This window comes from Pseudoalteromonas distincta, assembly GCF_000814675.1.
Taxonomy (GTDB): Bacteria; Pseudomonadota; Gammaproteobacteria; order Enterobacterales; family Alteromonadaceae; genus Pseudoalteromonas; species Pseudoalteromonas distincta.
This window is the reverse complement of the sequence record NZ_JWIG01000015.1, coordinates 42,728-55,526: the sequence shown is the minus strand read 5'-3', so window position 1 is coordinate 55,526 and position 12,799 is coordinate 42,728. Positions and strand designations below refer to the sequence as shown.

At 37.7% G+C, this 12,799-nt stretch carries 13 protein-coding genes; 9 read left to right on the top strand and 4 right to left on the bottom strand.

Features of this window, described 5'->3' with window-relative positions; translation table 11 throughout:
• Nucleotides 1-45: 45 nt before the first annotated feature.
• From pdhR to ampD, 3 genes are all read right to left on the bottom strand, one after another.
• Nucleotides 46-795, bottom strand: a complete 750-nt coding sequence (gene pdhR / locus QT16_RS09815; protein WP_002957764.1) for a pyruvate dehydrogenase complex transcriptional repressor PdhR — start codon at nucleotides 793-795, stop codon at nucleotides 46-48.
• 352 nt (nucleotides 796-1,147) lie between these two features.
• The gene (gene ampE / locus QT16_RS09810) at nucleotides 1,148-1,999 is read right to left on the bottom strand and encodes a beta-lactamase regulator AmpE (RefSeq protein ID WP_039488272.1); all 852 of its coding nucleotides are present in this window, start codon (nucleotides 1,997-1,999) and stop codon (nucleotides 1,148-1,150) included.
• 13 nt (nucleotides 2,000-2,012) lie between these two features.
• Nucleotides 2,013-2,567: a 1,6-anhydro-N-acetylmuramyl-L-alanine amidase AmpD gene (gene ampD, locus QT16_RS09805; RefSeq protein ID WP_039488271.1), complete on the bottom strand. Its 555-nt coding sequence runs from the start codon at nucleotides 2,565-2,567 to the stop codon at nucleotides 2,013-2,015.
• Nucleotides 2,568-2,893: 326 nt separating this feature from the next.
• On the opposite strand from ampD, the gene nadC reads away from it, so the two are divergent.
• The 7 genes from nadC (at nucleotide 2,894) to yacG (ending at nucleotide 9,988) form a co-directional block, all read left to right on the top strand.
• Entirely contained in the window at nucleotides 2,894-3,739 is an 846-nt protein-coding gene (nadC, locus tag QT16_RS09800) for a carboxylating nicotinate-nucleotide diphosphorylase (protein WP_039488269.1), read from the top strand.
• A gap of 489 nt (nucleotides 3,740-4,228) precedes the next feature.
• The gene (locus tag QT16_RS09795) at nucleotides 4,229-4,693 is read left to right on the top strand and encodes a pilin (RefSeq protein ID WP_275077086.1); all 465 of its coding nucleotides are present in this window, start codon (nucleotides 4,229-4,231) and stop codon (nucleotides 4,691-4,693) included.
• A 220-nt stretch (nucleotides 4,694-4,913) separates the two neighbouring features.
• Nucleotides 4,914-6,143 carry a type II secretion system F family protein gene (locus QT16_RS09790; protein ID WP_039488268.1) on the top strand — a complete coding sequence of 410 codons (1,230 nt, stop codon included), beginning with the start codon at nucleotides 4,914-4,916 and terminating at the stop codon, nucleotides 6,141-6,143.
• Nucleotides 6,144-6,306: 163 nt separating this feature from the next.
• Nucleotides 6,307-7,200, top strand: a complete 894-nt coding sequence (locus QT16_RS09785) for a prepilin peptidase (RefSeq protein WP_039488266.1) — start codon at nucleotides 6,307-6,309, stop codon at nucleotides 7,198-7,200.
• A 1-nt stretch (nucleotide 7,201) separates the two neighbouring features.
• Nucleotides 7,202-7,843: a dephospho-CoA kinase gene (coaE, locus tag QT16_RS09780; protein ID WP_039488265.1), complete on the top strand. Its 642-nt coding sequence runs from the start codon at nucleotides 7,202-7,204 to the stop codon at nucleotides 7,841-7,843.
• Nucleotides 7,844-7,969: 126 nt separating this feature from the next.
• Nucleotides 7,970-9,646 carry a type IV-A pilus assembly ATPase PilB gene (gene pilB / locus QT16_RS09775; protein ID WP_002957773.1) on the top strand — a complete coding sequence of 559 codons (1,677 nt, stop codon included), beginning with the start codon at nucleotides 7,970-7,972 and terminating at the stop codon, nucleotides 9,644-9,646.
• A 111-nt stretch (nucleotides 9,647-9,757) separates the two neighbouring features.
• Nucleotides 9,758-9,988: a DNA gyrase inhibitor YacG gene (yacG, locus tag QT16_RS09770; protein WP_002957774.1), complete on the top strand. Its 231-nt coding sequence runs from the start codon at nucleotides 9,758-9,760 to the stop codon at nucleotides 9,986-9,988.
• Nucleotides 9,989-10,060: 72 nt separating this feature from the next.
• On the opposite strand, the gene QT16_RS09765 is transcribed toward yacG, so the two are convergent.
• A complete protein-coding gene (locus QT16_RS09765) occupies nucleotides 10,061-10,549 on the bottom strand; it encodes a Spy/CpxP family protein refolding chaperone (RefSeq protein WP_039488264.1) in 489 nt (162 codons plus the stop codon).
• Between the two features lie 165 nt (nucleotides 10,550-10,714).
• On the opposite strand from QT16_RS09765, the gene QT16_RS09760 reads away from it, so the two are divergent.
• Nucleotides 10,715-11,404 (top strand): response regulator, encoded by a 690-nt coding sequence (locus tag QT16_RS09760; RefSeq protein WP_002957776.1) that lies wholly within the window; start codon nucleotides 10,715-10,717, stop codon nucleotides 11,402-11,404.
• Nucleotides 11,382-12,797, top strand: coding sequence for an ATP-binding protein (locus QT16_RS09755; RefSeq protein WP_039488263.1), 1,416 nt, complete (start codon nucleotides 11,382-11,384; stop codon nucleotides 12,795-12,797). Before QT16_RS09760 ends, QT16_RS09755 begins: the two co-directional genes overlap by 23 nt.
• Nucleotides 12,798-12,799: the final 2 nt, after the last annotated feature.

Below are 12,799 nucleotides of genomic sequence, written 5' to 3'. Positions count from 1 at the left end.
ATCACAGCTACTTAATTTGTGTGTTCAAAGTAGTTATGTACTAACTTAATTTTGTTTAGTGCGTCTTAAACTACGTTCAATTCGCGAATGTTCTTTGCCTGCTTCAAGTAGTGCTTCTTCGATAAATGCTAAGTGCGCATTACTTGCTAAACGGGCTTGCTCTGGATTACCGTCAATAACGGCATCCATTAATAAACGCCTGTGTTGGGCTAACTGACTGCTAATATCTGACTTTTTTAATAGAACAGTTAAATTTTGCAATACATTTTGCTCAAGCAGCGCTTTCATACCTCTAACTAAATGCAGTAACACCACATTGTGCGAGGCTTCTGCCACGCTAAAGTGAAATGCATTAATTGCTTTTGCTTTTTGCTGTAAATCATCATTAACTAAGGCAATTTCATCAAAGCTTTGTTTTACTTTGCTAAAATCGTTGCTGGTCCCGCGCAGTGCAGCGTAGTAAGCAGCAATCCCTTCTAATGCATGACGAAATTCAAGTAAATCAAACTGCGATTCAGGGTGTTTACTAATCAAATCAAAAAGTGGATCAGTAAGCCCTTCTTCGAGCTGATTTTTTACAAACGTGCCGCCACCTTGGCGACGCGTAACTAAACCTTTCGCTTCTAATTTTTGAATTGCCTCACGCAGTGACGGGCGAGACACTTCAAACTGCTTTGCTAGTTCACGCTCTGGTGGCAACTTTTCACCTGGTGCTAACGAGCCTTCAAGAATCATATTCTCAAGTTGCTGTAAAATAACATCAGATAATTTTGCTGCTTTAATCTTTAAAGACATGAATCAACGTCCGCGTTGTATAAATACCAAGAGCCCATAAAACGGGGCTTTAAGTAGTATGATTTACCCAAAAGGTAAATTGGTCATACCAAAAATTTTCAATACGGTATCAAAAACACTATTAGCTGTCAATTTACAGGTAGTTTGAGCAATTAAAGTAGCGTAACGCATTTTGAACGAAGATCAAACAATGCGCAATTTGCAAAAATTGTTATAACGTATTTGGGATGAAAACAATTGGTCTGACCAGAATGAATTAGAATATTAGCTCTATTTTATAGTACTTAAAAACTGCAGGAAGAGATTAAAGCACCTTACATTGCATAAGGTACTTTATTAAAAAGGTATTAACTTAAGACAGCCCACCAAATAATGTAAGCAACGCTATAAGTACTAAGTAAAATAATACATTACGCTTAACAAGTTTAATCATACACGTGGCTTCGTAGGTACAGCCGTAATAACGCTTTTCAACTTGCTCTGCAGCAAGTGCAGTACATGTTACTACTTCGCGATTTGGAGATTTAAAGTTAAGTACGTAACGTAGCCAACAACTTGTGCCTTTATTAAAGTTACCTATTACTAAATAACCAAAGCTGGTGATGCGTGCAGGTAACCAGTCAAGCCAGAACAGTAGTTTATGTATAAGTTTAAAACGCTTCGCAAATATTACTTTATGATCATCTCGTACTAAATCAGCTAAAGTACGTACCAGTGCATATAAAACCGCGCCTGGCGCGCCTAAAACAACAAACCAAAAAATCACCGCACAGTAAAATCTAAAGTTTACCCATGCCAATGTTTGCCCAAAGGTTTCGCCACCATCTTGATCATCAGTACGCTTTTGACCTATTTGCAGCGCATATAAAGATGCAGCAGTACCGTCATCTCGCGTTAAGGCATTTAAGTAAGACTTATATAAAGCGCGCTGCTTAGCACAACCAAAGCAAACCAAAAGCACAGCAATATTAATAGCTAACTGCCATAGTACAAAATCAGATAAACAATAAATAAACGCTATTGCTATTACGGGGAGTAAAAGCCAAATTAAAAAGCCCGGTGCAGAACTAAATAACCCTTTGTCACCTAGTAGTTTATTAGAGCGATTTAAATAACCATTTGTGTAGTAGCTTATCTGCCAGTAATTAGACCGAGCCCCTAAACGCTCCAGAATTAATGCAATTATTATAGAAACTAAAATCATGGGAATAACTCTCTTAACTTAGTTGTTCAAGCATATTAAAAAACAATGGCCAATTAAAGCTACTGCCAGGATCGGTTTTACGTCCTGGAGCAATATCGCAATGCCCAACAATACGCGAAGGGGTAATTTTTGGATAGCGTTGTATTATAGATTTACTAAGTGTAGCTAATACTTCGTATTGCGCTAAAGAGTATGGCGTGGTGTCGGTACCTTCAAGCTCAATGCCAATGCTAAAGTTATTACAAGCAGATACGCCCTCAAACTCAGATTGGCCAGCGTGCCAAGCACGTTTTTCAAAAGGCACGTATTGTATAACCTCACCGGTGCGCTTTATAAAGCAATGGGCCGATACACGTAAATTTTTTAAGTCACTAAAACTCGAGTGAGCATTGCAGTCAATGCTACCCATAAATAACTCATCAACAAAAGATGTACCAAACTGCCCGGCTGGCAAAGATATATTGTGAATAACCAATAAAGAAATATCGGCCTCATCAAGGCGTTCATCAAAATGCGAACAAGGCCGCTGCGCTACAGTACTTAAAACACCGTTTAAATCTATTTTCATGATACGTTTATTATATAAATATCAAGATATACATAGCACTGATGCTAAAGGATTTATTAAAACAATGATAGTGACAAACAGGTATAAAGCCCTACCTGCAAATAATTCAAACCCACACGTAGGTGCTAATTTACGCCTGCTCATGTAACGTAACTTTTGAAATTAAAAGCGAGGTATAAAACCTCACCTACAGATAATACAAGCCCACACGTAGATACTAATTTACTATACGCGCTTATCTTTATATTGGTGAAAAGGCAATCGCTTCTCTTTCTTTTATAAACATAGTAAAATTTGCTTAATTTATTAACGCTTATGAGCATTCCATGTCTATTTCGCACACTCTTATTACTCAGCTTGTTACTCTAGCACTTGACGAAGATTTAAATTATCAAACCGCACAAGAAGGCGATATTACCGCGCAATTGATCCCTCAAAATGAGCAAGCAAACGCCAAAGTAATCACTCGCGAAGACTGTATTTTTTGCGGAAAAGACATCATCCTTGAAGTATTTAAACAGGTAGACCCAAGCGTTAAGGTTAATGTACTCATTAATGATGGCGACGCAGTTAAAGCAAACAGCACATTATTTACAGCCACTGGTTCAGCGCGTTCAATATTAACTGCCGAGCGTACTGCACTTAACTTTGTGCAAACGTTATCGGGTACAGCCACTACTACAGCACATTATGTAAAAGAGCTAAGTGGTACAACAACGCAACTACTCGATACACGTAAAACCATACCAGGCCTTAGAGCACTTCAAAAATACGCAGTAAAATGTGGCGGCGGTGCAAATCACCGTATTGGTTTATTTGACGCATTTTTAATTAAAGAAAATCATATAGCGGCTTGTGGCACAATAAACAAAGCCGTAACTCAGGCTAAACAAAATCACCCAAACAAACCTGTCGAAGTAGAAGTAGAATCACTCCCAGAACTTAAGCAAGCAATTGAAGCTGGCGCCGACATAATTATGCTAGACAACTTTAGCGTAGAGCAAATTAAGCAAGCTGTAATTTTAACCAATAAGCGCGCAAAACTAGAGGTTTCAGGCAATATGACCCTAGAAACGCTCAAAACTTATTCACAAGCAGGTGTCGATTTTATATCAAGCGGAGCATTAACAAAAAACTTACAATCAATCGATTTATCGATGCGTTTTGAGTGATTTTAAAGCAATAATGGGTAATTAATACCGCTAATTAATTGACAAGTTAAGTAAAAAAGCATTAAATAACCCAAAAGGCTTACTTTGTAACAAATTGTTAAATAAAATCGCTTTTTTATAAGAAGATACGTGCTAAATACTAAAATAAAATGGTAGACTAATTCTGTTGTACTATTTTATTTAAAAAGGTAGTCATAAATAACTAGTACCTTTACTTTTTAAAGACATAATTAAAAACTAAAGCAACTAAACTACTTACTTTATGCCTATACTATTTGTTGCTACAACATGTAGTGCACTTAGTAAACTTTTATAATTAGTACTAAACATAATGAATTCACATTCGGCTTTTGTGTTTCATACTCTAAAGCTAAAGTGTAATAAAATTAATTTTAAGTAAAACTGTAAAGTAAATCAGTTAAATTAAGTGAGGCATTTTGCCGCTTAAGTGATTTAAGTTACAAAAATCTATCCTTTAGGAGAGGAAACATGAAAACAATGACTCAAAAACAACAGGGTTTCACCCTAATTGAATTAATGATTGTAGTAGCAATCATCGGTATTCTTGCAGCAATTGCATTGCCTGCATATCAAAATTACACTTCTAAATCACAAGTCACGGCTTGTTTAGCTGAAATATCGCCAGGCAAAACTGCTTTCGAAATAAAGATGAACGAAGGCTCTGCCTCTGCAACTATGACTAAAGCCCAAATGGGGATAAATAATAAAGCTTGTTCTGAAACTGTAATTACATCGACACCGGCAGACGGTTCAGGTTCAATTGTAGGTACTGTTGCGGGTGGTCCAGCTGTATCAGGTAAAAAAATAACTTTAACTCGCTCAACAGCTGGTTCTTGGACTTGTTCTACTGACGCTGATGAAGAACATAAACCATCAAGCTGTTTAGCTGACACCCCAGCTGAGGCTGAAAGTGAAAGTGAAGGTGAAGGTTAGTAACCGTCAGTATAAAGAGAGACTAGTTTGAATCGTTTATTAACCTTCCTTGCTAGTCAGTTATTCTCCTGTTTCAATTATAATTGAATCAGGAGAATAACTTACAAGTCGTTACTCCACAAATACACATCTAATACGATATTTCGTCTAAAAAAATAGCGTTGATACTATTTCCGCTTATAATATTTTTCTAATAAATTAATTTGCTTGAAAGTTATTTATGACAAAAAAACAAGAAAAAAAATCTCTCGATGTATTCCAATGGGTTGGGGTGAGTAATAGAGGTAAACGTCTAGAAGGAGAAATTACAGGTAATAGTATTGCACTTGTTAAAGCACAACTTCGCAAACAAGGCATTACACCTTCAAAAGTAAAACGTAAAGCAAAACCTTTATTTGGTTTGCAAAGTGTTCAAAAAATTACACCAAAAGATATTGCGCTTATTACTCGCCAAATAGCGACAATGCTGATGGCTGGAGTGCCACTAATACAATCAATAGAAATGATTGGATCAGGCTCTACAAATAAAAGTATTGGTAAATTAATGGAAACAATTGCTGATGAAGTTAAGGCAGGCCAACCATTATCTACAGCACTTAGAAAACACCCCCGTTATTTTGACGATTTATATTGTGATTTAGTTGCATCAGGAGAGCAATCCGGTGCGCTTGATAGAATATTTGATCGTGTCGCTATTTATAAAGAAAAATCAGAAGCATTAAAATCAAAAATCAAAAAAGCGATGTTTTACCCCATAGCTGTACTTGTTATTGCTCTTATCGTTACTTCTATTTTATTAATATTTGTAGTTCCACAATTTCAAGATATTTTTAATGGCTTCGGCGCTGAACTTCCTGCTTTTACTCTATTTGTAATTGGTATATCTGAATTTATGCAAGAATATTGGTGGATGATGCTGATAGCAATTGTTGGTGCAGGTTGGCTTTTTAAAGAAGCCAAGCTCAGAAGTTTAAAACTCAGAGATGCTACAGACAGAGCCATACTTAAACTCCCTGTTATAGGTATGATTTTAAATAAAGCAGCTGTTGCTCGCTATGCACGAACTCTTTCGACTACGTTTGCTGCAGGTGTGCCGCTGGTTGATGCGCTTGACTCTGCCGCAGGCGCTTCAGGTAACGCTGTTTATCGATATGCCATTTTAGATATTAAAGTTGAAGTGAGCTCTGGTAATCAAATGAACTGGGCAATGCGTAACTCAAAAATATTCCCTGATATGGTAATACAAATGGTCGCGATTGGTGAAGAATCTGGCTCACTAGACGGTATGCTTGCTAAAGTAGCGACTATTTACGAGCAAGAAGTTGATGATGCAGTAGACGGCCTTTCAAGCTTGCTTGAGCCACTTATTATGGCTGTGCTGGGTGTACTTGTTGGTGGCTTGATTGTTGCGATGTACTTACCTATTTTCCAACTTGGTGCTGTTGTTTAATTACCAAAAATAACAATTTACAGGAAATAAAAGAGAGGCTTACTTTTTTGTTAAGGTATGTCTATTAATGTCTTCTCATTTACTCTCTTTCACTTCTCTTTGTGATAAATACTTCACTTAATTTTTAAACGCTTAATTTTTAAAATAATTTTCAGGTAATATGATGCAAAGTATTATTGAAGTAATGCAAAGCCAACTGTGGTTTTATTTAACCACAATTGGCTTAATTAGTTTATGTATCGGTAGTTTTTTAAATGTGGTTATTTATCGCTTACCGCTGATGATGCAACGTGAGTGGCAAAGCGAATGCAGACTACTGTTAGAAGATGAACTTACAGCTAATAAATCTAAACAAGCCAATATCAATAAGCCTTTTAACTTAGTAAAACCCAACTCTACCTGCCCTAAATGCAAAACAGCCATTAAGCCTTGGCAGAATATTCCTATTATTAGTTGGTTAATACTTAAAGGTAAATGCGCAAGCTGCAGTAATCCTATTTCGGTCCGATACCCTGCTGTAGAGCTAATTACTGCCTTATTAAGTTTAAATGTTGCCTATAGTTTTGGTGCGACCGAGCAAGCCCTTTTATATATTTTTGTAACGTGGATTTTAGTAGCACTAACCTTTATTGATATTGACCACATGTTACTGCCGGATCAGCTTACACTTCCGCTTGTTTGGCTTGCACTTATAGCCTCTGTAATGGGTTACACAATTACACCTACCGATGCCATTATTGGCGCAGCTTGCGGTTATTTAAGTCTATGGAGTGTGTTTTGGCTATTTAAGTTATTAACCGGTAAAGAAGGCATGGGTTATGGCGATTTTAAGTTGCTTGCTGTATTTGGCGCTTTGCTTGGCTGGCAGTCATTACTTACTATTATTCTGCTTTCGAGCGTAGTGGGTGCCATTATAGGTATTGCACTGTTAAGCATACAAGGTAAAGACAAAGCGACCCCTATCCCTTTTGGCCCTTATTTAGCGATAGCAGGCTGGATCACTATGCTTTGGGGCAACCAAATTCAAGGCGCTTATTTTAATTTAATAGGTTATTAAAATGAGTGAGCAAATAACTAAAGTAAACAGCTGGGTATTAGGCTTAACAGGCGGTATTGGCTGTGGTAAAACGGCCATCAGTAACATGTTTGAAGAGCTTGGTATTACAATAGTTGATGCCGATATAATTGCGCGTGAAGTCGTACTCCCAAATAGCAAAGGGCTAAAAGCGATTACAGCACACTTTGGCAAAGATATTTTATTGCCTGATGGCACATTAAATAGAGCAGAATTGCGCGCAAAAATATTCACTAACAACAGTGACAAAGAATGGCTTAATGCGTTGCTACACCCTCTTATTCGCGCAAAAATACTAAACGATTTAAATAGTGCAACTAGCCCTTATGTTGTTTTAGTAGCGCCTTTATTATTTGAAAACAACCTTGATAAATATTGCGACCATACCTTACTTATTGACGTACCAAGCTGTGTACAAATAGCGCGTACAGCAAAACGTGACAACACAAGTCGTGAGCAAGTTAAAAGTATTATTGCCTCGCAAATGCCACGTGCCGATAAACAGCAAAAAGCGGATGATATTTTAAATAACGACCGTAGTTTAAACCTAGTGCATATAGAACTTGTTGATCTGCATAAAAAGTACCTACAATATGCATTACACAACAAAACTAACTCACATTAACACTGTCCTAACTCACACAAACTCGTATTTTAGTTAGTAAAATCACAACAAAGAATGAAAGGTGATGTAATCACCTTCTTTTTTCTGATAAATTGCTTACTATTGAAGGAATAAAACAGGTGCGCAATGAATATTAACTCACCGTTATTGAGAAAATTTATAACCCTTGGCCGCATTGATGCCGACACGGTTAAAAACAAACAAAATGAATTTGCCTCAACAGCTGAGCTTATTTCTAAATGTGGAAAAATCGATAGTAAAGATTTAGCTGAACAATGCATTGATTTGTTTCGCGTACCTTATTTTGATTTAAAAGATTTTGATCCTACAAGAATCCCGGCCGATCTCGTAAAAGAAAAACTCATACGTAAACATCACATTTTACCGCTTGTTCAAAAAGATCGAAAAGTTTATATAGCAGCATCAGACCCAACAGATTACGGCGCATTCGAAAACTTTGAGTTTAGTACAGGTCTTTCATGCGAAATTGTTGTTGTTGATTATATTCAACTCGATAACAAAATTGAGCAATTGCTAGATGCCACTGGCAGCTTAAATCTAACTGATGACGAGTTTCAAGAATTTGCTGACTTAGACTCAGAAAGCCAAAGAGATACAGCACCACAAGATGACGACAAAGATGATGCGCCTATCATCGTATATATCAACAAAATTTTAATGGATGCCATTAAAAAAGGCGCCTCTGATTTACACTTTGAACCGTATGAGCACAAGTACCGTATTCGCTTTCGTATTGATGGTATTTTGCATGAAGTTGCAAGCCCACCCAATACATTAGCCACCAAGCTTTCTGCGCGTATTAAGGTTATGTCGAGACTCGATATTGCCGAAAAACGCAAACCACAAGATGGTCGTATTAAGCTAAAAATTACTGAACGCAAAAGTATCGATTTTCGTGTAAGTACCATGCCTACCTTGTGGGGCGAAAAAATTGTAATGCGTATCCTTGATTCATCAAGCGCTATGTTAGGCATTGATGTATTAGGCTATGAGCCTGAGCAGAAAAAGCTCTACATGGATGCGCTTGCCCAGCCTCAAGGGATGATACTTGTAACAGGGCCAACGGGTTCTGGTAAAACAGTATCGCTATACACAGGTTTAAATATATTAAACCAACCTGAGCGTAATATTAGTACTGCGGAAGATCCGGTTGAGATTAACCTTGAAGGTGTAAACCAAGTACAAATAAATATTAAAGCCGACATGACTTTTGCCAACGCACTGCGCGCATTTTTACGTCAAGATCCTGATGTAGTTATGGTAGGTGAAATACGTGACTTAGAGACCGCAGAAATATCAATAAAAGCGGCGCAAACAGGTCACTTGGTTTTATCAACATTGCATACAAACTCAGCGCCGGAAACAATCACTCGTTTATTAAATATGGGTGTACCCGCTTATAACGTAGCAAGTTCGATTAGCTTAATAATAGCCCAGCGTTTAGCACGTCGCTTGTGCCCTAAATGTAAAACGCCAGAACAACTTCCGAGTGAAGAACTTGCTCGCCAAGGATTTAGTGCCGAGCAAATTGAAGAAATGACGTTATATATGCCTAAAGGGTGTGATAGCTGTACTGATGGTTACAAAGGGCGTGTGGGTATTTACGAAGTAATGCAAATTACTCCTGAAATTGCCCAAATTATTATGCGCGGTGGTAATTCGCTTGAAATAGCAGAGGTATCACTTAAAGCCGGTTTTAATAATTTACGTTTATCGGGTTTACGCAAAGCAGCCGATGGCCTTACATCCCTTGGTGAAATTAACCGCGTAACCAATTTTTAAAAGTCCCACAGTAAAAGATATAAGGCTCTAAGCTTTAAGCTCAGAGCCTTATAGCTAGAGACTCATATCTAAGTAATGTAATATGCACCAAAAATTTGTAGAGAGTAATTTATGCCTACTGTTGTAAACTGCCCAACCTGTAAAACTAAAGTTGAATGGTCAGAGCAAAGCCCATTTCGCCCTTTTTGCTCAAAGCGCTGCCAACTAATTGATTTAGGTGAATGGTCGTTCGAAAATAATAAAATTTCTGCACCAATTACCTCGGCTGAAGAGTTTAGCCAAGACATGATAGAAGATATTGAGGCAATGATGGCTAAAAATGAAGATGACTTTTTTAAATAATTTATCTTCATAATGCCCTAAATACAAAAACCAGCATTACGCTGGTTTTTTAGTATTTACAAAAAAGTAAAATTAACTTTTTTGTTTACGGTGCTTTTTATTCATACGCTTTTGCATTTTAGCAAACTTCTCTTTTTGCTCAGCGTTAAGCACTTGCATTACTTGGTGTTGTGTTTTTAGTTTAATTAAACCAAATTGCTCACCTTTTTCATGACGTTCATTTAATAGCTCTTTTGCTGCATTTTCGTCAAATGTTGCAGCCGAAAGTAACGCATCCATTTTTGCTTTGTGCGCTTCACGCATCGCTTTACGGGCTTCTTTATCGTCGCCACGCAGTGCTTTCATTTGTGTTTTTTGCGCTTCAAAAATAGCCTTTAGCTTAGTTTGCTGCTCATCTGTTAGGTTTAATTTTTCAACGCCGCGCTCAGAAAGTAAAAAACGAGCTTGAGAATGGCCTTGCTTATGTCCGTCGCCTTTAGCTAACACGCTACCAGCACCAAGCGTTGCTGTTGCTAAGCCACAGATAAGTACTAATTTTGAAAGTGTGTTTAATTTAGTCATAATCATTACCTTAATATTGGGTTGGTTGTGGCTGCTAAGCCAGTGAGTTAACTATACCTAACTCAACGCAAAGTAACGCAAAGCAGTGTAAAGGTTGTGTAAAGATTCACCTTTGCACTATTTAGCGGGTAAAATAACGCTATAAACAACTCTAAGGGTTTGTAAATGAAACTATTAATGATTGATGACGACACTGGCCTTTGTGAGCTATTAAGTGAATATTTAACTGCCCAAGGCTTTGAAATACAAAGCGTACACGACGGTGAACAAGGCCTTAAACTAGCACAAGCAAATGACTACGCCCTTATATTGCTAGATGTAATGTTACCAACGCTTGATGGTTTTGAAGTACTTAAACAACTTAGGCAAACAAAACTCACACCGGTAATAATGCTTACAGCAAAAGGTGAAGACTTTGACCGTATTTTTGGTCTAGAGCTAGGCGCTGACGATTACATTCCAAAGCCTTTTAATCATCGTGAATTACTAGCCCGCGTAAAAGCGATAACTCGCCGTATTGAGCACATTAATAGCTTAAATGTAGCTACAACGAGTAAGTTACTCGTTAATGGCATTACTGTTAACCTTGCAGCTCGAGAAGCCTCAATAGACGGCTCAACACTAACCCTTACAGGTACAGAGTACGAAATACTCACGCTATTGTGTAAAAATGCAGGTGAAGTGGTTAGTAAAGAGCAAATTAGCGAAGAAGTACTAGGTAGGCGTTTAGCTTCTTTCGATCGCTCTATCGATATGCATGTAAGTAATATCCGCAAAAAAATAGCAGAGCATATTCCAGGTGAGCGAATTAAAACAATGAGAGGTACGGGTTATGTCTTTATCCAAGGCGAATAAAAGCACTTACTTTGCTTGGTTAAAACACCCTGGGCACTACCTGTTTTTTAAGATATTTATTTGGTTTTGGTTAACTATAATCGGCACCGTTGCAGCGCTTATATTTTTAAGTAACATTACCGCTATTAACGCGGTAACTAACGAGCCGCTTTATGGCCCTATGAAAAAAAACCTAATATATACCGCCAAAAGTATTGAGCGCACTGCTATTAAACATAAGCGCAGCCTAAGCGATGTATTAGTACACCCTCGCCTATCAAAGCGTAAACTTTTATACTTAAGCGCAGCTCAAAGCGAGGACTCTCTTAGCAGTAAAGAGGTGCCAGAGAGCATCGACTTAAGTTTATTAAACTTTACTCAAAATATGTCACCACAAATTATTTTTACTGAAAAATATCAAGCCTTCGGCCCTGTTAATATAAACGTGCCTGAAGGGAGTTTTTATCTTTATGAAATAGATATTAACCATCAACCGCCGCTATTAATGCGCTTTAAGCTTATGCCTAATTGGATGAAAATAGTCATCGCAATTGTTGCCTCTCTTATTTTAAGCTTTGTATTTAGCCGTAACTTAATAGCCCCTATAAATAGTCTTAAAAAAGCAGCTATTAAACTATCAGCGGGCAACCTAAGCGCAAGAGCCGACATTTCTGTAAACCGAAAAGATGAGCTAGGAATACTTGGGCGAGACTTTAACAGCATGGCCAATCAATTAGAGCTTTTAATTAGTTCACAAAAACGCTTATTAGCCGACATATCACATGAGTTACGCTCGCCCCTTACGCGTTTAAAAATGGCTACCGGTCTTGCGCAAATGCAAGCTAACGACGCTAGCCAATCGTATTTATTACGCATAGAAAAAGAAGCAAACCAACTTGATAAGATGATTGCCGACGTGCTGCAAGTTTCTCGCTTAGAAGCAAAAAGCCAGGCGCTTTCACTGCAAAAACAATCATTACAAATAATTGTAGATCACGTTATTAACGATGCGCAGTTTGAAGCAAAACAAAATAATAAGCAGCTAAATATAGTGGGCGCTGTAGACGTAAATATTAATTGCGACGAAACACTTATTGCCAGTGCGCTTGAAAACCTACTTCGTAACGCTATTAAATACGCAAACAATACAATTAGCATTACTCTAAAGCACACAGATGCCATTTATATAGAAATATGTGATGATGGCTCTGGTGTGCCAGATGATCAACTGAGCAAGCTTTGTGATCCCTTTTTTAGGCAATCAGATGCGCGGGATCGCGTAAGTGGCGGCACGGGTTTAGGGCTGGCGATTGCTAAAAATGCTATTACTGCGCATGGCGGCAGTTTAGTATTATCAAATAAAGAACTAGGTGGCTTGTGTGCTAATATAACCTTGCCATTAATAAAAGAGTAAAG